This window comes from Pseudomonas sp. M5A4_2d, from assembly GCF_053345295.1.
The window spans coordinates 97,307-117,411 of record NZ_JBKEZW010000012.1 but is presented as its reverse complement, the minus strand read 5'-3'; the positions used below and the strand labels follow the sequence as shown (position 1 = coordinate 117,411).

Genomic DNA, 20,105 nt, shown 5'->3' with positions numbered 1-20,105 from the left:
TTATCAACGACCGGCCTGGAATGCCTTCAAGCCTTTAAGCGCCTGGGCACGCACGGCGTTTTTCAGCGCAGGCGACCAGCCCAGCAGCAGCCCCTTGAGGCCCAACGCCTGGCGCGACCAACGCCACAGGTCGAAGTGGTCATGGTGCTCGCAGATCTTGCCGTCGCGGAATACAAAGCGCGCGCCGATATCGTTGACCACCGTGTTGCCGGTGGCGCTGAACAGGTACGTCGCCACCCAATGCGCGCTGCCGGTGGTTTCGTCACTGCGTACATGGTCGAACGTCAGGGAAAAGTCCTTGGCCCGCGTAGTGAGCATGCGCCACATGTCCCCGGCATCACGGCCACGCAGTTCGCCGAAGGCCGGGTCGCTGAACACCACGTCGTCGGTGTAGCAAGCGGCCATGGCGTCGGCGTCCAGGCGTTGGAAGGCACTGTAAAACTCGGTGATCAGGGCGTTGTGGGCATCACTCATGGGCAGGTTTCGCACGGTGGTCAGAGGTGCTGAACGATAGTCCGCGCGGCGGGGGAAAGCCATGGCTATTCGCCTTGGGAATGAGTGATGCCCGGTGGGGTTAGAGGTAGACGACGTCGATAGTGGCGCTGCCGTCTATCTGGATTTCTTCGGTAATCGGCAGAGTGTTCTTGTCCATGAGGGTTGTGTAAACCTCCAGGTCCGCCTTGAAGGTCGTCAACGGCATGGGGGCCCCACCCGCACCTTGGGCAGTGCGCATCCGGCCCACTCCCCAGTACGTATTATCCGCGAACCTCCAAGACTCACCATCATCGGATTCGATAACGGAACGCGTTATATCGTCAGCGATACCATTGCGCGTTACCAGCATGTACCAACCGATCTTTTCACCGCCACTCGCCAGGCCCAAACCAAAATATTCCGGATAATCATAAAAGGTAGAACCCGCCCGGTTATCCGTCGGTTTGACGGCCATCAACATCGCCGCATTACAGCTGACCACCAACTGCAGCGTCACCTTTGGCAAGGCCATGTTGCCTGAGTCCGGGAAGTCCTTGACCGAGATTTTCCCGTGGTCCACCACCCCGTTATTGGACAAGGTTGGCGTACACGCTGACGGCGTGACTACACCGACGACACTGAGGTCCACGCTGGACGCGGCCATCACATTGGAAACACCCGTCAGCAAAAACGCGGCGGTTATAAGTGCACGAGAGGGTTGCATATCAATGCTCACTTTCGGTCGATTATTAACAGGTTGAACAGGCGCACAGGAGCGCACTGCCAACCTGTCAGCTCGACTCAACTAATTAGAAAACCCGGCGGGGTTAAAGGTATACGACGTCCAGGGTGGCGCTGCCGTCTATTTGGATTTCTTCGGAGATCGGCAGATTGGTCTTGTCGGTGAGGGTTGTGTACACATCCAGATCTGCCTTGAAGGTCGTTAACGGCAAGGGAGCAAAGCTCGTGCCGACAGTACGCATCAAGCCTGCCCCCCAGACCGTGTTCTCTGAATCAGACCAGCGCTGCCCATCAACGGATTCGATCACGATACCCGGTACGTCGTCAGCGGTAGCATTGCGCATTACCAGTTCGTACCAACCGATCTTTTCTCCGCCGCTTGCCAGGCCCAAACCAAAATATTCCGGCCAAGGATAAAGTGCTGTACCGGCACGGTTATCTGTGGGCTTGACGGCCATCAACATCGGCGCATTACAGTTAACCACCAACTGCAGCGAAGCCGTTGGCAGCACCTTGTTGCCCGACTCCGGAAAGTCCTGAACCGAGACTTTCCCATGATCCACCACCCCATTATTGGACAAAGTTGGCGTACACGCTGACGGCGTGACTACACCAACAACGCTGAGGTCCACGCTGGACGCGGCCATCACATTGGAAACACCCGCCAGCAAAAGCGCGGCGGTTATAAGTGCACGAGAGGGTTGCATATCAATGCTCACTTTCGGTCGATTATCAGCAGGTTAAACACACGCGCAGAGGCACGCCGCCTACCTGCAAGTTCGACTCAACTAATAAACCAGGAATGTTATGCCCCCCCACCAGAACTCATGGCAGGGCGACCCTGGCAAGTTAGAGCGTTATTAGTTCAAACCAAATACAAGTAATACGAATCCTGGCCACTGCGTTTTTACATGATGAGTCGTCATAAAACTGCAACTTTCTACGGCACCATCCCCGCCGCACGCGCATACGCGAACAAGTCCACATCCGTCGAGATGCACAGCCGTTGCATGGCTGTGCTTTTCTGTTTGCTGATCGTGGAAATACTGCGATTGACCCGTGCCGCGATCTGGCTGACGGTCATGCCGCTGGCCAGCATGCGCACCACCTCGCGCTCCTTGCCGGACAACTGCGGCTGTTGCGACTGATCGCCAGCCCCCGCTTCCACCAGTTGCTCGCGCAGGCACTCACTGGCAAAGGTTTGGCCCGCACACACGGCCTTGATCGCGAGGGGTAACTCCTTGGCCGAGGCTTTTTTAGCGACGATGGCCCGGGCGCCATGGGCAAAAGAAGCACGCAAGGTGGCGATATTGGCAAACATCGTCACCAGAATCACCGGCAACTCCGGGTACTGGCGATGTAACAGGCTCAGCAACGAGTAACCGTCGGGCTGCTGACCGCCGGGCATGGCGAAGTCAGTCACGAGTACGTCGCAAGGGATCTCAGCCAATAAGCTAAGCAGCTCATCGGGACCGCCGGCCTCACCGACCACTTTGCATTTACCGCCCGCCTCAATCACCACCCTCTGCCCAATACGCACGAGGGGATGATCGTCAGCAATAATTACACGAAGCATAGCTACCCACGGATGATGGCAAATTGATTCGCGCAAAATACCCCCACCGGCGCTCATCAACAACCGCCCGGCGGAGGCACTTTTCAGCCGCGCCCAATGCCAGATAGCGGACGACTTTAAACTTACAAAATAAAAGGAAACTACCCACATCCAAAAACTACAGCTCAGAGGTATTAATTCCTACAGCGAAGCTCGCCGAGTGAAGCGTCATAGCGTGCTCACATAAGCGAAGTAAAGTTTGAGATCATGTTCAAACGCCTCCAGCCTGGCCCGGCTCGCCCCCACGCCCCGCGTGCGGACCTGCTCAATCAGCACACCACCCCGCGCCTCCAGGTCGTCGCAGCCTAAAAACGCCAGGCTTCCCAACAGACGGTGCAGCCGCTCCACTGCTACCTGAGTGTCAGATGCAATGCGCGCTTGAGCCAGGGCCGCACAGTCCTTGCGGGCTTCGCGCAGCAGGCTGCCGAGCATCAGGTTCACCACGTGTTCGCTGCCGAAGGTCTGGATCATGTCCGCTCGAGTTGGCCAGCCTCTTGAGCTGCCGGGCTCGGTCGACGACATGTTGCAAGGCGGACCAGGCAGCCAACCCCCAAGCACCTCGTACAGCTGTGCAAATGTCAGAGGCTTGAGCAGCCAGGCGTCCATTCCGGCATCGCGGCAACGCTGGGGGTCATCGAGCCGCAGGCTGGCGGTAAGCGCGATGATCGGAACCCGTCGGAGGCCGTTCGCCTGCTCACGAAGGCGTATCGCGCGGGCCAGGGCATAGCCGTCCATGAGCGGCATATGGCAGTCGGTAATCACCAGGTCGAAACGTGTGCGCGTGATGGCTGCCAAACCTTCACCTCCATCCCCGACCACCTCGTGGCCCAGCCCGAGCTTTTTCAGAAACCAGCCCAACAGCGCCCGATAGGCGGGATGATCTTCCGCCACCAGTACCGCCATGTGTTTCCAGTGATCCGGGGGGCACAAATGCAAAGGAACGTGCTGCGAAGAGACATCGCTCGAAAGCACTCTCGCTCACCTCGTTGTGGTTGTCGGTGGTGCAGCGCCCGTGGTCCAAGGACATCGCAGGGGACGGGGTGAGGAGCGCTGACGCGACAATCAAAGGCAGAGCACTTTTGCAGCGCCCTTCTGACGCACAAATGACCGCCATCGCAAAGAGAACCTATCTCTTCAAATGTGTGCTTGGCGATACAACAACTACGAAACTGACTGTTTACCTACATTTATTTGTCATTTATCTGACATAAATCGGTCCGTTTTCCCTCCCCGACACCATTGTCGTAATTGTTGCATGTCACCGGCGCGAGCCCGTCGCTAGATTACTGCCCACTCTTGCCAGGGACGGTTCGCCGCCCGCGAGCAGTCCTGAAACACATGAAAGCCGCCTTGCCTGCGTCGACACCTTAAGCGGGTGCCACCACGGCGTGACTCAACAGGCTGGCGCGTACTTGAACGACGGGTAAACCCCCTCTAACCCACAGGATGTGAAGCTATGGTTCGACCCCTCTCTACTCTCGCCGCGACACTGCTGATTATCGGCGCCGGCCCGGTATTCGCCGCCAGTAATACGGACTTGAGCGTCAGCGGGATCATCACCCCCGCGTCCTGCACGCCGACCTTGTCCGACGGCGGTGTCGTCGACCACGGCAAGCTGACGGCCAGGGACCTGAACGCGGACACGCCCACCAGCCTGCCAGTCGCGGAAATGAGCCTGCAGGTGCAGTGCGAAGGGCCGACATTTTTTACCCTGACCACCGTGGACAGCCGCGCCGGCAGCGCAGCGCTCAACCCCGCGCACCAAGGACTGGGCATGGTCAACGATGACCAGAAACTCGGCAATGTGGCGTTCGGGCTGTTCGACCCGGTGGCCGACAGCGTACCGGTGCAGGCCATTTTGTCTCGCGACGGCGGCGCCAGCTGGTACCCCTCTTCGTACCTGGGCCACACCGCGTTGAGCTCGTTCGCCCCCACGAGCGGCCCCTACACACCGATGGCCCTGCAAACCCTGAGCGCACGGCTGCGGGCGTTCACCACGATCGCGCCCGCCTCGGGCCTGACCTTGCTCGACGAGGTGCCCATCGACGGCCTGGCCGTGATGCAACTCAAGTATTGGTAAGCCCTTTTTCTCGTCTCACAACTCAGGAACCCACACCATGAACACCGCATTCAAATCCGCAATCACCGCCCTGTTGCTGCTCGGCAGTGCCAACGCATTGGCCGCATCCAGTGTCGACCTGACAGTCAAGGGCCTGATTACCCCAAGTGCCTGCACCCCGGCGCTGTCCAACGGCGGGTCCGTGGACTACGGCAAGATTTCGGCCCAGGACCTCAACGTTGATAGGACGACCGATCTGGCCGCCCAAACACTGCAATTCACCGTCACCTGCGACGCCGCGACCCTTGTGGCCCTGGAGGCCAAGGACAACCGCGAGGGGTCCGATTTGAACAACGACTACCTGGAGTTCGGTCTGGGCCTGATCAACGACACGGAAAAACTCGGCTATATGAGTTTAAAACTGTTGAGTCCGGTCGCCGATGGTGCACCGGCCATTACCGTCGTTTCTTACGACGATGGCGTCACCTGGAGCAACGGCGGCATCACCCTGACGAGCAGTTACATCCATGCGCCAGGCGCAGCCGGCGTCAATGCGCCGATCCCGGTCCAGCTATGGACCGCAGACTTATACATCGCGCCCACCATCGCCAAAACCAGCGAACTGACCCTCACCAACGAAGTCGCCATCGACGGCTCGGTGACCCTCACCGTGCGCTACTTGTAACGGCCTCCAAATCGAACAACGGCAGGCCTTCACGCCTGCCCTTGTCGTGTACTCAACACTGAACCAGGCAACCGGTGAACCTCCCCCATGAAGCACTTCTCTTCACGCCTTCTTGCCCTGCTTTACCTGCTCGGCGCCAGCCCGATGGTATTGGCATCGTCCAGCACCGAGCTGAACGTCAGCGGCCTGATTACCCCCAGTGCCTGCACCACGACGTTGTCGGCCGACGGTGTCGTCGACCACGGCAGGGTGCCGGCGCGCAGCCTCAACCAGTACGAGTTCAGCGTCCTGCCCACTCAAGAACTGGATCTGTCGGTGAGCTGCAACGAGGCCGTGCTGTTCGTGTTGGTCGGCGTGGACAATCGCGCCGACTCTTCCCTGGGGCCGGGGTTTTATTACGGCCTGGGCACTAATATTCATGTACCCACCGAGCGGCTGGGCACTGTTTCCCTGGCCTTTCGCGAGGTCATGGGTGACGGCGAGCGTGTACTGGTGCTGGCTTCCAGTAATCAGGGCGCGAGCTGGTTCCCCGAATCCAATGCCTACCCGAACACCTACATCGGGTTCGCACGCCCAGGCACGTTGGTGCCGGAACCCCACCGCCTGGTGAACGCCACCCTGCAAATCAATACGTCCATCAATGCCGCCGCCTATTTGACCCTCGATCAGGAAGTGCCGCTGGACGGTTCCATCGTGATTGACCTGAGGTATATGTAGCCATGACTGCCCCGCCCTTGTTTACCCAAATATTCATCTTTGCGCGAATCTCAGGTCTCTACCTCGGCGCACTGGCGCTGGCGATCGGCAGCCCCGCCGTGGTACTCGCCGACGGCATGGTGCCCGACACCTCGGTGGTCATCGTCAACGAGGCCGATGGCGAAGCCTCGGTTACCGTGACCAACACCGACGACAAGCTGGCCCTGCTGCACGTAACGCTGGAAGACATTCCCGAAGACACGGCGACGCTGCTGTTTGTCACCCCGCCCCTGGCCAGGGTCGAACCGGGCAAGAGCCAGCTCATCCGCTTCATCCTGCAATCGCCCGAGCCGTTGACCACCCAACGCTTGAAACGGGCGATATTCGAAGGCATGCCCCAAGGCCGCTCGACGGCCCAGGCCGGGCACGCACAGGTGGGCGTGACGGTGCGCCAGAACCTGCCGGTGATCCTGCACCCCAAGGGCCTGGCGCCCAACCGCACACCCTGGACCGGATTGGAGTGGCGCCTGAACAGCCACCAATTGAGCGTGCACAACCCAACCCCTTATGTGGTTCGCATGGCCCAGGAACTGCGGCTGCTGCCCGGCAGCGGTTCGGCCTTGTTGCCGCGCACCTATGTGCTGCCGGGTGAAACCCTGAACGTGACGGTTACCGGCACGGGCACCGACGCCAACCGCGTGCAGCTGCAACCGGCCACGGTGTACGGCTTTGCCGTGGCGCCTTACGAAGCACCGATCACCCTATAAAAAAGAGTGGCTTGCCAAAGCCACCAACACTTGAGTACGACCTTGTGAGCACAGCAATGACTGATCGCGACGGCAGCGCCGCGCCTGGCGTTTCACCCCACCGCGCACGCAAACTACTGACGGGGCTGGCGCTGACCCTGGGTGGCGCACTGCCGTGCGAGGCGGTGCTGGCGGATGAGATGCTGATCGCCGGTTCCTTCGACCCCCAGACGCTGTCCCGGCGCGGCATCGACCCGGAGCTGGCCAACCTGTTGCTGCAAGCCCCGCGTTTTGCAGCAGGACGGCATGCCGTCAACCTGAGTATCAACGGCCAGCGCCGTGGGCGAGTGGATGTGGAGTTCGACCGCCAGGGCGGCCTTTGCTTCAACCGTGCCCTGCTGGATGCGGGCAACCTCACCGTGCCCGATGACGATGGCGCCCCCACCTGCCAGCGTTTTATCGAACGCTACCCGCAAACCGTAATAGAGCAAGACCCGGCAGGCCTGGGCCTGGCCCTGGTGGTGCCGACCGATGCACTGCGCCCCGCCCAGCAGGACATCTCCGACTACCAGACCGGCGGCAACGCCTTCCTGCTCAATTACGACCTGACCGGCCTCTACAACGAGTTTGGCGATAACCGCAGTCGCTTCGGTTCGGCCAACACCGAGGTCGGCTTCAACGCCGGCGACTGGATCGTGCGCAGTCGGCAGGTGAAGACCTGGCTGGACAGCAGTTCGCGCACCACCCACCTGGACGCCTACGCCCAGCGCACGTTTGCCGAGCAACAGGCGGTGTTGCAGGCGGGGCAAATCAGCCTCTACAACCCGGTACTGGCCGGTACGCAGATCACCGGCGCCCAAGTGCTGACCGAAACCGCGCTGCAAGACCAGAACCAGGGCGCGACCATCACCGGTATCGCCAACAGCCCGGCCCAGGTGGAGATCCGTCAGAACGGCGCGTTGATCCACTCCACCGTGGTGCCGGCCGGGCCATTTGCCCTCACCGATGTACGACGTTTGAACAGCCGCTCCGACGTGGAAGTCACGGTCAAGGAAACCACCGGCGAAGAGCGCCGCTTTACCGTGCCCGCCGCCATGCTCGGCATGGGCCTGCCGGCGCCAGGCTATTCGGTGGCCGCCGGGCGCGTGCGCCAGATCGGTGACAGCGACGGCCGCGAACCCTGGGTAATCAGTGCGGGTTGGAGCGGCCCGCTGCACCCGCAACTCAGCGTCAGCGCCGGCGGGCTGGTGGCGGATGCCTATCGCTCGGCGGGTGCGAGCCTGGGGTGGTTGCCCTGGCAAGACAGCCAATTGCAGTTCTCGGCGCAGGCGGCACAAGCCAGCCCCAAGCGCGAGGGCACAGAGCGCGGGGTGCAGACCGACCTGTCCTGGTCCCAGCGTTTGAATGACAGCTGGTCGGTTGGCACCGCAGGCTCGTGGCGCTCCCAGGGTTACCGCGACCTTGAGGACTCAACCTACGTCGGTAATAGCGAGGATCAACAACGTACGCGCTACCGCGACCAGCAAAGCCTGACCGCATCCTGGACGCATCCGGCGTTGGGTGCTTTCAGCGCCGGAGTCTCGCGCACGGCCTCGTATAACGGTGAAAGCAGCAGCCGCGCGCTGGCGTCCTGGGGCACCAGCTTTGGCCGTGTCTCGGTGTCAGCCAGTGCCGAATGGCAAGTGGGCGGTCGCCAGCAAAATGACGACAGCCTTTACTTGAACGTCAGTGTGCCACTGGGTGAAAGCCGACGCGGTCGTGCCTGGGCACGTAACACCGGAGGCGAGCATCGCCTCGGGGCAGGCGTGAGTGAGCAAATCAACGACCAACTGAGCTACCGGGTAGGCGTGGAACGCGACAGCCGTGACCGTGAAGTGGAGTCGTCGTTCGGCGTGTCGGCGCTGCCGTGGTACAGCCAGCTGGATTTCAACTACACCCGCAGCGAAGACGAACGTGCCAGCTATCAAGGAGGCGCGCGGGGCGGGGTGGTGGTGCATGGCGACGGCGTGACCTTTTCGCCGTATCCGGTGCGCGACACGTTTGCCGTGATGTCGGTGGGCGAGATGGCCGGGATCAAAGTCACCACCCCAAGCGGCCCGGTATGGACCGACTGGCAAGGCCAGGCAGTGGTGCCGCAAGTCAGCCCTTACGGTCGCAGCCCGGTGGAGGTGCAGACGCGTTCATTGCCGCGTAACGCCGATATCCACAACGGCCTGGCGGTGATCGCCGCCGGGCGCGGGGCGGTCGACAAGGTGCACTTCGGCGTGGCCCTTACCCGTCGTGCGTTGTTGAACGTGACCACCGATAACGGCCAACCGTTGCCACGCGGCGCGACCGTGAGCAGCGCCGACGGCGAGTTCATTACGCTGGTGCAGGAAGGCAGCCAAGTGTTCCTGCCCGACGTGCTTGACCCACGGCCGCTGTGGGTCAAGGCACCGGGGCAGCCACGTTGCCGCCTGGACTTTGAACTGCCGAAAAACGCTGACCCCGAGGTGTATTTCGAAACCGCACCGGCCCGGTGCCGCCAGCCATGAGGACTTTCACCATGGGCCTGAAACACACGTTGTATCCCTTGGGTTTTGTGCTGCTGAGCAGCGGCGCGTGGGGCGCCGAAGAATGCCAGCTCAACCTGAGCCAGGCGCAGTTGGACTTTGGCCTGATGAACCGCGCCGTGGCGTTGGTCCCCGCGCCCGAACGCTTGCTGGGGGAGCGGCGTATCAGCCTGACGCTGAACTGCCCGCAACCCACTGACATGAGCGTGTTTTATCGCGGGCTGGGCGCAGGGCCCGAGCGTTTTCGTTTTACCGAACGCGGCAGCTACGGCCTGCGCATCAGCGATGCGGTGCTGGACGGCCAGGCGGTAGAACTTGGCTTGATTGCGGGCCAGGGGCAGTCGCCCTCCGCCATCAGCGCCCAACTGCCCTGGCAACCGGACCACGGCATCGTGCCGATGCGCGGAGGCGTCGCGGTGCTCGGACGCAACTTGTCGGTGCAGATCGACGCCAGCGCCTGGGCCCGCGAGGACGCCGCGCGCGTGCGCGATGCCGTGACGTGGGACACCGCCGGGCTGTTCGACGCCCTCGCTGCCGGGCGCTCGCGGGAACTGCGTCTGGAAGCGCGATTTGCGCCGGCGGCGTGTACACCCACCCTGTCTAACGGTGGCCATGTGGCGCTGGGCAAACTGTCGGTCAGCGACCTGAATCTCGACAAGGAAACCGCCCTGGCCTCACGTGCCTTGTCGCTCAGTGTGACCTGCGATGCGCCGACCGCCTTTGCGGTGCGCATGCAGGACAACCGCGAGGGTTCGGCCACCGGCATCGCCGATGAAAGCACTTACGGGCTGGGCCTGGACGCTCGCCAGCAGAAGATCGGCCGCTATCGGTTGTTGTTCGACCCGGCGCGCACCACTGCCGACAGTTTCACCCAGGTTTTTCAAACCGACTCCGCCACCGGCGCATTGCCGTGGAGTGGCGCCAGTACGGGCGTCGCTGCCGTCGGCGCCAATCGCTACCTGGGTTTTGGTGCTACGTCCGGCAGCACCAGCGGCCCCAGTGCCATTCAAACGCTCAACACCACGCTGAGCCTGGAAGCGGTCATTGCGCCTCTTGGCTCGCTGGATTTGAGCAATCAGGTGCTGCTGGATGGCTCGGGCACTCTCGAAATTCACTATTTATAGGAGCACACCATGAAACCCTTTCTGATCTCTCTGGCCACCTTTGCCTGCCTGGTCACAGGCTTGCCGGCTCAGGCAGCTTCCAGCGTTGACCTGAACGTTTCGGGCCTGATCACCCCCAATGCCTGTGCACCCAGCCTGTCCAATGGTGGCGTGTATGACCTGGGCAAAATTGCCGCCAGGGACCTGAGCGTCGATGCCCCCACCCAGTTGCCCGCTCACGGCCTGCCACTGGCAATCAACTGCGACGCGCCGACCTTGTTGGCCCTGGAGCCAAGGGATAACCGCCTCGGCTCAAATTACGACGACGTCAATCTGGGAGCTACATTCGGCCTGGGTCTGATCAACGGCAACCAAAAGCTTGGCTCCACAAAATTGGGCATCCATTCGATCGTGGGCGACGGCGTCGAAATGTACCCTCTGGGCTCTACAGACTCCTCCAGTTGGTCGCCGACGAGCATTCTGTCGCCACACTTCCTTACCGCCTTCACGCCCATCAGGGCAGGCAACGCCCCGGCGCCGGTACAACAGCTGACTGCCGTTGTGTCTATCGAGCCAAGCATCGCCCCGGCCAACACACTGCTGCTGACCGAAGAAGTGCCCATCGACGGGTCCGTGACCCTGACCGTGAAGTACCTTTAGGAACTGAACCATGAAAACGCTATTGAGCGCTCTTACGGCCTGTGCGTGGCTGGCCTGCGTATCTGCAGCACACTCCGCCGCCACCGTTGAACTGACCGTTAGCGGAGAAATAACCCCGATGGCCTGCACCCCCGTGCTGTCCAGTGGCGGGATGATCGACTTCGGCAAGATCTCTCAAAAAGACCTCAACCAGGCCACGGGCACGCGCCTGCCACTCAAGTCGCTGACACTGACCGTCAGTTGCAACGCCCCCGGCCGTTACGCCCTGCGCATGCGCGATAACCGCGACGGCACCGCTCACGTCAACAGCGAGATCTATTACGGGCTGGGGCTGGACAGCGCGGGCAACAAGCTCGGGGTGTATTCGGTGAAGTTCGATCCCAAGCAGACCATGGCCGATGCCCTGGCGGTGACCTACGGCACCGAATCCACCACCGGTGGCCTGGCATGGCGCACGTCCAACAGCAACCCCATCGATATCGGCTCCAACAGTTTGCTGGGCTTTACCGATGTGGTCGGCAGCACCGCCGGGCCTTCGGCAATCCAGAACCTGACCAGCACCCTGACCCTGGAGGCGGTGATCAACGCCAAGCAGAACCTGGACCTGAGTGTGGAGACACTCATGGACGGCTCCGCCACGCTGGAAGTGGTGTATCTCTAGCCTTGGAGCTTTTCGCTGGTGACCTGCACATAGCGCGCACGCCCGGCGCCGAGCCCGGCGATGATCGCGCCAAGGCCGATCACCGCGAAGATCCAGCCCACAGCGCTCCAGCCGCCGGTCCAGTCATGCACCAGGCCGACCGCGAACGGGCCCATGGAGGCCAGGGTGTAACCAATGCCCTGGGCCATGCTCGACAGGTTGGCCGCCACGTGGGCATCACGCGAGCGCAGCACGATCAAGGTCAGCGCCAGGCTGAAGGTGCCGCCCTGCCCCAGGCCCAGCAGGATCGCCCAGCCCCACAGGCCATCGAGTGGCGCATACAGGCAGCCGAATAACCCGCCGAGGGTCAGCAGCATCACCACCACGATCGCCAGGCGCTGATCCTTGCCCCGCGTGGCCAGCCAAGGCGCCGCGAGGGAGCTGGCCAGTTGCACGATGACCGAGCCCGACAGCACCAGCCCCGCCTGTGTCGGTGTGAGGCCGCGCCCGATGAGGATCGATGGCAACCAACCAAACACGATGTACGCCAGGGACGATTGCAGGCCCATATACAAGGTCACCTGCCAGGCCAGCGGGTCGCGCAGCAAACCTTTCACGCGATAGGCGACTTGATGGGCGCCGTGTTTGTGCCCCACCTGTGGCAACCAGAACAGCGCCGCCACCAATGCCGGCAGAATCCAGAAACCCAGGCCGATGTTCCAGCTGTCACCAAAGTAGCGACTCAACGGCACCGTGGAGCCCGCGGCCAGCGCCGCCCCCAGGCACAGCGCCATGGTATAGACGCCGGTCATGGTACCCGCCTGTTTGGCGAAGTCGCGCTTGACGATACCCGGCAGCAAGACGCCGATGATGCCGATGCTCGCACCGGCAATCAGGCTGCCGGCGAACAGGCCGACTTCACCGAACGAACTGCGCAGAATGATCCCGCCCGCCAACGTCAGCAGAATCCCCAGTACAACTCGCTCGGCACCGAAGCGCCGCGCCAGGATCGGCGCCATCGGTGCGAACAGGCCCAGGCACAGCACCGGCAAGGTGGTCAGCAGACCGGCCTTGGCGGCCGACAAACCGAGGCTTTGGGAAACCTCGGCCAGCAGCGGCGACAGGCTCGACAGCGCCGGGCGCAGGTTCAGCGCCACCAGGATCAGGCCCAGCAGCAACAGCCACGGCCGCGTGACAATCGGGTGATTGTGCTGCACCACCTCGTCGTCTGCTTCGGCGTCGATCAACAGTTCTTCGAGTTCGGTCGGGCGTTTGGCTTCAAGGTTCATTGATCAACTGCCGGCAGAGGGATTTGGCGCGTTCCGGGTCTTGTTGCTCCACGGCGTCGAGCAAGGCGATATGCAAGTCGAACACGGCCTGGCGACGCGGTGAGAGGTTCAGGGTCTGGCGCAACTGGGCACCGACGACGGCGGAAAAATACTGGTACAGCTCGCTCAAGGACGGGTTGTGGGCGGCATCGACCAAGTGTTTGTGGAACACCAAATCGGCGCTGATATAGGCCTCCAGGTCACCGTGGTACAGCTCGGCGCTGGCCTTGAGTGCTGCGCGCAACGCGCGAAGGTCTGCCTCGGTACGCCGCAGTGCCGCCAGCCCAATGGCCTCCACTTCCAGAATCTGCCGGGTCTCTTGCGCTTGTTCCAGGGTGCAGTGGGACAGCGCGCGCATCGCCCCCAGCGGGTCGGTCATCGAGCGCAAGTAACTGCCGTCGCCCTGGCGGATTTCGATCAAGCCGGAAAACGCCAACACGCGCATGGCTTCGCGCACCGTGTTGCGGCTGATGCCCAGCTCGGCGGACAACTCGGGCTCGGTGGGCAGGCGCTCGCCGATGGCCCATCTGCCTTCGGTGATGCGCCGGCGCAACTGCTCCATGGCCTGGTCAACCAGCGAGCGTTTGATCAAAGGAGCGATGTCTGTCATGGGTTTTGCGCTTTCGTCCAATCATAGGATGAATTTTCCTACAGCCTATTCGGAGTTGCCTACAAAGGCAACGCACTAGGGTTCTTGGGCAGGCAAAGGAGCAGTATTTTCGACTGGTAAAATCACCCTTATAGGGTAATTATTGGACTCAGGTGTCTTATGGAAAAGTACACACCTCATTACGATCTGGCGGTGATAATCGCGCAGGTCAAGCGGTTGGGAGACCAGGCATTTACCTCTGCGGCCAGGATAACAGGAAGGAAACTCGGCCTCGAAACCCATGAGATGGTAGAGGTCGTTTGTCATTTGCAAACCAGGATGTTGTACAAATCAATGACTACCTATGCAGACCCCAGGGTCTGGCAGGACGTCTACCACATCAGTTCACATGGCATGGAGATTTACATAAAGGTCACTTACTGCCCAGGCGGTAAGCCTCCGGTTATCTCCTTCAAGGAGCGCAACGCATGAAAACCCAACAATGCTGTATATGCGGTATGCCCGACGGAATGACACGGTTCGAAGGCCGAAGCGAAACCCTGAGTGTCAAAGGTATGGAACGTCGTGTCGATGACCTTTCTGGTTGGGAATGCCATGCATGCAGCGACGGCATGTATGACCCTGATAGTTCAGAGCGCCATGCGAAAGCCGGTGATGAACTCATCCACGCCGCGCGGCAAATGATCGGCATCGAGATGAAACGCATACGCCGCAAGCTGAACCTTACGCAAAAAGAAACGGTGGAGTTGCTGTCCGGCGGCGGGCATAACGCTTTTTCACGCTACGAGCGCGGTGAGCTTCTGCCACCCAAACCCTTGGTGCTGTTGATGCGGTTATTGGATCGCTACCCGCATTTGCTCAGCGATGCCAAGGTATTGGCTGAGGGCGCTGACCTACGGGGGTTCACTCATACAGTGAACATCAAGCATGAAACGCTCAAGGCTTCCTGAACCACAAAAAATAAACCCGGCACCAGGCCGGGTTTATCGTTTCAAACATCGATCAATGCAAAATCTGGCTCAAGAACAACTTGGTCCGATCATTCTGCGGGTTGTCGAAGAAGTCATTCGGCGCCGCCTGTTCGACGATTTCGCCTTTGTCCATGAAGATCACGCGGTTGGCCACGGTGCGGGCGAAGCCCATTTCGTGGGTCACGCACAACATGGTCATGCCGTCTTCGGCCAGGCCGATCATGGTGTCGAGTACTTCCTTCACCATTTCCGGGTCGAGGGCCGAAGTCGGCTCGTCGAACAGCATGATTTTCGGCTTCATGCACAGCGCACGGGCAATCGCCACACGCTGTTGCTGGCCGCCGGACAGTTGCCCCGGAAACTTGTGTGCCTGCTCCGGAATGCGCACGCGCTCCAGGTAGTGCATGGCAATTTCTTCGGCCTTGCGCTTGGGCATCTTGCGTACCCACATCGGCGCCAGCGTGCAGTTCTGCAGGATGGTCAGGTGCGGGAACAGGTTGAAGTGCTGGAACACCATGCCGACTTCACGGCGGATCGCTTCGATCTGCTTGAGGTCGTTGGTCAGTTCCACGCCGTCGACCACGATGCGGCCCTGCTGGTGCTCTTCCAGACGGTTGAGGCAGCGGATGGTGGTGGACTTGCCCGAACCCGACGGGCCGCACAGCACGATACGCTCGCCTTGCTTGACGTTGAGGTTGATGTCTTTCAACACATGGAACTGGCCGTACCACTTGTTGACGCCCTGCATCTGGATAATGCCTTCAGGGCTCACAGGCTGTTTGATCGCTTCGCTCATAACAACAACTCCTAACGCTTGTGGCCTGTGTCGAGCTTGTGTTCCAAATGAATGGAATAGCGCGACATACCAAAACAGAAAATCCAGAACACCAGGGCGGCGAACACGTAGCCTTCAGTGGCCATGCCCAACCATTTAGGGTCGGCGGCGGCTTGCTTGACGCTGTTGAGCAGGTCGAACAGGCCAATGATGATCACAAGGCTGGTGTCTTTGAACAACGCAATAAACGTGTTGACGATGCCCGGGATCACCAGCTTCAGGGCTTGCGGCAGAATCACCAGGCCCATGCTGCGCCAGTAACCCAGGCCCATCGCCGCGGCCGCTTCGTACTGCCCCTTGGGAATCGCCTGCAAGCCACCGCGCACCACTTCAGCCACGTAGGCCGACTGGAACAGGATCACGCCGATCAGTGCCCGCAACAGCTTGTCGATGCCCATGCCTTCAGGCAGGAACAACGGCAGCATCACCGAGGACATGAACAGCACCGTGATCAACGGCACGCCGCGCCAGAATTCGATGAAGGTCACGCAGACCACACGAATCGCCGGCATGTTCGAACGTCGCCCCAGCGCCAGCACAATGCCCAGCGGCAAGGCGCCGGCGATGCCGACCGTGGCAATCACCAGGGTCAGCATCAAGCCGCCCCATTGGCTGGTCGCCACGTTGGTCAGGCCGAAGATCCCGCCGTGCAACAGGAAGTAGGCAATGATCGGGTACAACACCAGGAAGCTCAGGCCGTAGATCGCCTTGCGTTGAAAACGCGAGATGAACAACGGCGCCACGCCAACGATGGCCAGCCACACGGTCAGGTCTACGCGCCAGCGCAGGTCGCCGGGGTAGTAGCCGTACATGAACTGCCCGAAGCGCTGTTGGATAAACACCCAGCAGGCGCCCTCCTTGGTGCAGTCAGCGCGCGTAGTACCCACCCAGTTTGCGTCCAGGATGGCCCAGTGCAGGATGGGCGGCACAATCAGGTAAATCAGGTAGAACGCCAACAGCGTCAGCAGGGTGTTGAGCCAGCTGGAAAACAGGTTGGCGCGCATCCAGGCCATCGGTCCGAAGACTTTGCTCGGCGGCGGCATATCAGGTTTGAACGTATGCGAACTCATGTGCGTTTCCTCACCGCTCGATCAGCGCAATGCGCTTGTTGTACCAGTTCATCAGCAGGGAAATGCTGATGCTGATCGCCAGGTACACGCTCATGGTGATGGCAATGACTTCGATGGCCTGCCCGGTCTGGTTGAGCACCGTGCCGGCAAACAGCGAAACCATTTCCGGGTAACCGATACCGGCGGCCAGTGACGAGTTTTTCGCCAGGTTCAGGTATTGGCTGGTCAGCGGCGGAATGATCACCCGCAGGGCTTGCGGGATGATGACCTTGCGCAGCGTCGGCCCAGGGCGCAGGCCCAGGGAACGCGCGGCTTCGGTCTGGCCGTGGCTGACGGACTTGATGCCCGAACGCACGATCTCGGCAATAAACGCTGCCGTGTAGACGGTAAGTGCCAGGGTCAACGCCAGCAGTTCGGGGATCAATACCCAGCCGCCAACGAAGTTGAAGCCCTGCAACTTGGGCATTTCCCAGTGCAACGGCGCGCCGAAGATCAGGGCGCACAACGCCGGGATCACAATCAACAGCGCCAGGCCCGCCCAGAATTTATGGAAGGGGACGCCGGTCGCTTCAAAGCGCTTGTTGGCCCAGCGGGCCATCAGCACGATTGCCACGATCGCGACGACAACGCTGATCACAAACGGCCAGAACCCATCGGCGGCAATCGCTGCCGGCATGTTCAGACCACGGCTGCTGACAAAGAAGGTGTCCGCGAAGTTATGGCTGTTGCGCGGCCCCGGCATGGTCAGGAACACCGCGAAGTACCAGAACAGGATCTGCAGCAGTGGCGGGATGTTGCGGAACACTTCCACGTACACCGTCGCCAGTTTGTTGATCATCCAGTTGGGCGACAAGCGCGCCACGCCGATGATGAAGCCGAGCAGGGTCGCCAGGACCACACCGATCACGGTCACCAGCAAGGTGTTGAGCAAGCCGATCACAAAGACTCGGGCATAGCTGTCCGATTCGGTGTAGTCGATCAAATGCTGCGCGATGCCGAAGCCGGCACTGCGCTCAAGAAAGTCGAAACCCGAGGTAATGCCACGGTGTTGAAGGTTGGTTTGCGTATTGTTGAAGAGGTACCAGCCCAGCGAGACCACCGCCACAATCGTGATGATCTGGAAGAGCCACGCACGCACTTTTGGATCGCTGAAGCTGAGCTTCTGCTTTGGTGCGCCGATTTGATTTTGCATGAAGTGCCCCGGAAAGAATGGAACAGAACATCACCCGGTGGTTGGCCCACCGGGTGACAGAACCATCAGCTATCAGCGCACAGGGGGTGCGTATTGAATGCCACCGTTGTTCCACAGTGCGTTCATGCCGCGGTCGATTTCCAGTGGTGTGCTCTTGCCGAGGTTTTTCTCGAACACTTCACCGTAGTTACCGACCTGCTTGACGATCTGCACGACCCAATCTTTTTTCACTTTCAAGTCTTTGCCGTATTCGCCGTCAGCACCCAGCAGGCGTGCAACGTCCGGGTTCTTGGTGGACTTGGCTTCAGCTTCAACGTTCTTCGACGTGATACCGGCTTCTTCAGCGTTGAGCATGGCGTAGCCAACCCAGCGCACGATGGCCAGCCACTCGTCGTCGCCATTACGTACGACCGGGCCCAGCGGCTCTTTGGAAATGGTTTCCGGCAGCACCACGTAGTCTTTCGGCGAGGCCAACTTGCTGCGCTGTGCGTAGAGTTGCGACTTGTCGGAAGTCAGCACGTCGCAACGACCGGATTCCAGCGACTTGGCGCTTTCATCGGAGGTGTCGAAGGTGATCGGGGTGTACTTGAGGTTGTTGGCGCGGAAGTAGTCGGAAACGTTCAGCTCGGTGGTGGTACCGGCCTGGATGCAGATGGTTGCACCGTCCAGTTCCTTGGCACTTTTCACGCCCAGCTTGTTGTTAACCAGGAAGCCAACACCGTCGTAGTAGGTGATGAAGCCCGGAAACTTGAGGCCCATGCCTGCATCGCGGGAGCTGGTCATGGTGGTGTTGCGCGACAGGATGTCGACTTCGCCGGACTGAAGCGCGGTGAAACGCTCCTTGGCGTTCAACTGGCTGAATTTGACCTTGGTTGCGTCACCGAAAACGGCGGCAGCCACAGCGCGGCAAACGTCAGCATCGATCCCGAGGATCTTGCCGCTGGCATCCGGTACCGAGAAACCCGGCAGGCCGTCACTCACGCCACATTGCACAAAGCCTTTCTTCTGCACGGCGTCCAGGGTGGCGCCGGCTTGGGCGAAACCACTGACACCCAGTACAGCGGCCGCGGTTACGATGGCCAGGGTGGATTTCAATACCTTCATTCAAACCTCCAGTTGCTCTTGTTGTGTCGGAGCTCCAACCTCAGCGCACCCTTATGAGGCGATATCGACCCGTGTTGGCTTTTTTTGGGGTCAAGCGGCATGAAGTTGTCGCGGTAATTCCAGTTGCTATCCCACAAGCGGCAGTCACTGATAGTGTTACCGTCCTAAGATAGTTCTGACATCGACCTACACATAGCAAGGCGCGTACCAGAGTGGAGGCTGAGTCGTTTCAGCCCATGGTCAATAGAAAAAGATTCAACCTTGCGACATTCTCTTAACAGATCAACCCGTCGCGCACCGTTCCGACGCACCCAATCGGAGCGCACGCACATATATGGAGCAGACATGACCGAACCCTTGATTCTTCAGCCCGCCAAGCCCGCAGACGCCTGCGTAATCTGGTTGCATGGCCTGGGTGCCGATCGCTACGACTTCCTGCCGGTGGCCGAGGCGCTGCAGGAAAACTTGCTGTCCACGCGCTTTGTATTGCCCCAGGCGCCGACCCGCCCGGTGACCATCAATGGCGGCTATGAGATGCCCAGTTGGTACGACATCAAGGCCATGAGCCCAGCCCGTTCCATCAGTCTGGAAGAGCTGGAAGCGTCGACCAAAATGGTCACGGACTTGATCGAAGATCAAAAAAGAACCGGGATAGACGCCTCGCGGATTTTCCTCGCCGGATTTTCCCAAGGTGGCGCCGTGGTCTTCCACACCGCCTTTCTTAAATGGCAGGGGCCCTTGGGCGGCGTGATTGCCCTCTCTACTTATGCACCAACCTTTGGTGACGAGCTGGAATTGTCTGCGAGCCAACAGCGCACGCCTGCCCTCTGCCTGCACGGTCAGTACGACGACGTGGTGCAAAACGCCATGGGCCGAAGCGCCTACGAGCACTTGAAGAGCCGTGGTGTCACCGTGACATGGCAGGAATACCCAATGGGTCACGAAGTGTTACCTGAAGAGATACGCGATATCGGTGCCTGGTTGACCGCACGCCTGGGCTGAAACCCAGCGTTTATGTAGCCGT

Annotated in this window: 22 protein-coding genes; 11 read left to right on the top strand and 11 right to left on the bottom strand. The window is 60.6% G+C overall.

The genetic code is table 11. The features are described from left to right. Positions 1 to 3: 3 nt before the first annotated feature. The 5 genes from ACLBW8_RS24825 to ACLBW8_RS24805 form a co-directional block, all read right to left on the bottom strand. The gene (locus ACLBW8_RS24825; RefSeq protein WP_064454859.1) at positions 4 to 474 is read right to left on the bottom strand and encodes a nuclear transport factor 2 family protein; all 471 of its coding nucleotides are present in this window, start codon (positions 472 to 474) and stop codon (positions 4 to 6) included. Positions 475 to 574: 100 nt separating this feature from the next. Next, positions 575 to 1,210, bottom strand: a complete 636-nt coding sequence (locus tag ACLBW8_RS24820) for a DUF1120 domain-containing protein (protein WP_447806535.1) — start codon at positions 1,208 to 1,210, stop codon at positions 575 to 577. Between the two features lie 91 nt (positions 1,211 to 1,301). Next, the gene (locus tag ACLBW8_RS24815; RefSeq protein WP_447806534.1) at positions 1,302 to 1,934 is read right to left on the bottom strand and encodes a DUF1120 domain-containing protein; all 633 of its coding nucleotides are present in this window, start codon (positions 1,932 to 1,934) and stop codon (positions 1,302 to 1,304) included. A gap of 221 nt (positions 1,935 to 2,155) precedes the next feature. Next, positions 2,156 to 2,791 carry a response regulator gene (locus ACLBW8_RS24810; protein WP_447806533.1) on the bottom strand — a complete coding sequence of 212 codons (636 nt, stop codon included), beginning with the start codon at positions 2,789 to 2,791 and terminating at the stop codon, positions 2,156 to 2,158. A gap of 207 nt (positions 2,792 to 2,998) precedes the next feature. After that, a complete protein-coding gene (locus ACLBW8_RS24805; RefSeq protein WP_447806532.1) occupies positions 2,999 to 3,733 on the bottom strand; it encodes a response regulator in 735 nt (244 codons plus the stop codon). Positions 3,734 to 4,286: 553 nt separating this feature from the next. Between ACLBW8_RS24805 and ACLBW8_RS24800 the strand changes: the two genes are divergently transcribed. From ACLBW8_RS24800 to ACLBW8_RS24765, 8 genes are all read left to right on the top strand, one after another. Then, a complete protein-coding gene (locus ACLBW8_RS24800) occupies positions 4,287 to 4,910 on the top strand; it encodes a DUF1120 domain-containing protein (protein ID WP_447806531.1) in 624 nt (207 codons plus the stop codon). 37 nt (positions 4,911 to 4,947) lie between these two features. Next, positions 4,948 to 5,574: a DUF1120 domain-containing protein gene (locus ACLBW8_RS24795; protein ID WP_447806530.1), complete on the top strand. Its 627-nt coding sequence runs from the start codon at positions 4,948 to 4,950 to the stop codon at positions 5,572 to 5,574. Positions 5,575 to 5,661: 87 nt separating this feature from the next. Continuing rightward, positions 5,662 to 6,291, top strand: a complete 630-nt coding sequence (locus ACLBW8_RS24790) for a DUF1120 domain-containing protein (RefSeq protein WP_447806529.1) — start codon at positions 5,662 to 5,664, stop codon at positions 6,289 to 6,291. A gap of 2 nt (positions 6,292 to 6,293) precedes the next feature. Beyond that, positions 6,294 to 7,037: a fimbria/pilus chaperone family protein gene (locus ACLBW8_RS24785; protein WP_447806528.1), complete on the top strand. Its 744-nt coding sequence runs from the start codon at positions 6,294 to 6,296 to the stop codon at positions 7,035 to 7,037. 56 nt (positions 7,038 to 7,093) lie between these two features. Beyond that, positions 7,094 to 9,550: a fimbria/pilus outer membrane usher protein gene (locus tag ACLBW8_RS24780; RefSeq protein ID WP_447806527.1), complete on the top strand. Its 2,457-nt coding sequence runs from the start codon at positions 7,094 to 7,096 to the stop codon at positions 9,548 to 9,550. Between the two features lie 11 nt (positions 9,551 to 9,561). Beyond that, entirely contained in the window at positions 9,562 to 10,692 is a 1,131-nt protein-coding gene (locus ACLBW8_RS24775; RefSeq protein WP_447806526.1) for a DUF1120 domain-containing protein, read from the top strand. 9 nt (positions 10,693 to 10,701) lie between these two features. Next, positions 10,702 to 11,331: a DUF1120 domain-containing protein gene (locus tag ACLBW8_RS24770; RefSeq protein WP_447806525.1), complete on the top strand. Its 630-nt coding sequence runs from the start codon at positions 10,702 to 10,704 to the stop codon at positions 11,329 to 11,331. A 10-nt stretch (positions 11,332 to 11,341) separates the two neighbouring features. Continuing rightward, a complete protein-coding gene (locus tag ACLBW8_RS24765) occupies positions 11,342 to 11,992 on the top strand; it encodes a DUF1120 domain-containing protein (RefSeq protein ID WP_447806524.1) in 651 nt (216 codons plus the stop codon). Here ACLBW8_RS24765 and ACLBW8_RS24760 read toward each other — a convergent pair. Together ACLBW8_RS24760 and ACLBW8_RS24755 are read right to left on the bottom strand one after the other, a co-directional pair. Beyond that, positions 11,989 to 13,260 carry a CynX/NimT family MFS transporter gene (locus tag ACLBW8_RS24760; protein ID WP_447806523.1) on the bottom strand — a complete coding sequence of 424 codons (1,272 nt, stop codon included), beginning with the start codon at positions 13,258 to 13,260 and terminating at the stop codon, positions 11,989 to 11,991. The genes ACLBW8_RS24765 and ACLBW8_RS24760 overlap by 4 nt on opposite strands. Continuing rightward, positions 13,250 to 13,909 (bottom strand): FadR/GntR family transcriptional regulator, encoded by a 660-nt coding sequence (locus ACLBW8_RS24755; RefSeq protein ID WP_447806522.1) that lies wholly within the window; start codon positions 13,907 to 13,909, stop codon positions 13,250 to 13,252. Before ACLBW8_RS24755 ends, ACLBW8_RS24760 begins: the two co-directional genes overlap by 11 nt. A 159-nt stretch (positions 13,910 to 14,068) precedes the next feature. On the opposite strand from ACLBW8_RS24755, the gene ACLBW8_RS24750 reads away from it, so the two are divergent. After that, positions 14,069 to 14,380 carry a type II toxin-antitoxin system MqsR family toxin gene (locus ACLBW8_RS24750; RefSeq protein WP_447806521.1) on the top strand — a complete coding sequence of 104 codons (312 nt, stop codon included), beginning with the start codon at positions 14,069 to 14,071 and terminating at the stop codon, positions 14,378 to 14,380. Beyond that, complete coding sequence (locus ACLBW8_RS24745) at positions 14,377 to 14,859, top strand: type II toxin-antitoxin system MqsA family antitoxin (protein ID WP_447806520.1); 483 nt, start codon at positions 14,377 to 14,379, stop codon at positions 14,857 to 14,859. The genes ACLBW8_RS24750 and ACLBW8_RS24745 overlap by 4 nt, the downstream gene beginning before the upstream one ends. A 52-nt stretch (positions 14,860 to 14,911) precedes the next feature. Here the strand turns inward: ACLBW8_RS24745 and ACLBW8_RS24740 are convergent, their stop codons facing one another. The 4 genes from ACLBW8_RS24740 to ACLBW8_RS24725 form a co-directional block, all read right to left on the bottom strand. Continuing rightward, a complete protein-coding gene (locus ACLBW8_RS24740) occupies positions 14,912 to 15,676 on the bottom strand; it encodes an amino acid ABC transporter ATP-binding protein (RefSeq protein ID WP_003171943.1) in 765 nt (254 codons plus the stop codon). 11 nt (positions 15,677 to 15,687) lie between these two features. Beyond that, complete coding sequence (locus ACLBW8_RS24735) at positions 15,688 to 16,785, bottom strand: amino acid ABC transporter permease (RefSeq protein ID WP_064450809.1); 1,098 nt, start codon at positions 16,783 to 16,785, stop codon at positions 15,688 to 15,690. Between the two features lie 10 nt (positions 16,786 to 16,795). Beyond that, on the bottom strand, positions 16,796 to 17,977 hold the full coding sequence (locus ACLBW8_RS24730) for an amino acid ABC transporter permease (protein WP_064450808.1): 1,182 nt from the start codon (positions 17,975 to 17,977) through the stop codon (positions 16,796 to 16,798). 72 nt (positions 17,978 to 18,049) lie between these two features. Further along, the gene (locus ACLBW8_RS24725) at positions 18,050 to 19,081 is read right to left on the bottom strand and encodes an amino acid ABC transporter substrate-binding protein (protein WP_064450807.1); all 1,032 of its coding nucleotides are present in this window, start codon (positions 19,079 to 19,081) and stop codon (positions 18,050 to 18,052) included. A gap of 345 nt (positions 19,082 to 19,426) precedes the next feature. Here ACLBW8_RS24725 and ACLBW8_RS24720 point away from each other — a divergent pair, with 345 nt between their 5' ends. Continuing rightward, complete coding sequence (locus ACLBW8_RS24720; protein WP_064450806.1) at positions 19,427 to 20,083, top strand: alpha/beta hydrolase; 657 nt, start codon at positions 19,427 to 19,429, stop codon at positions 20,081 to 20,083. Positions 20,084 to 20,105: the final 22 nt, after the last annotated feature.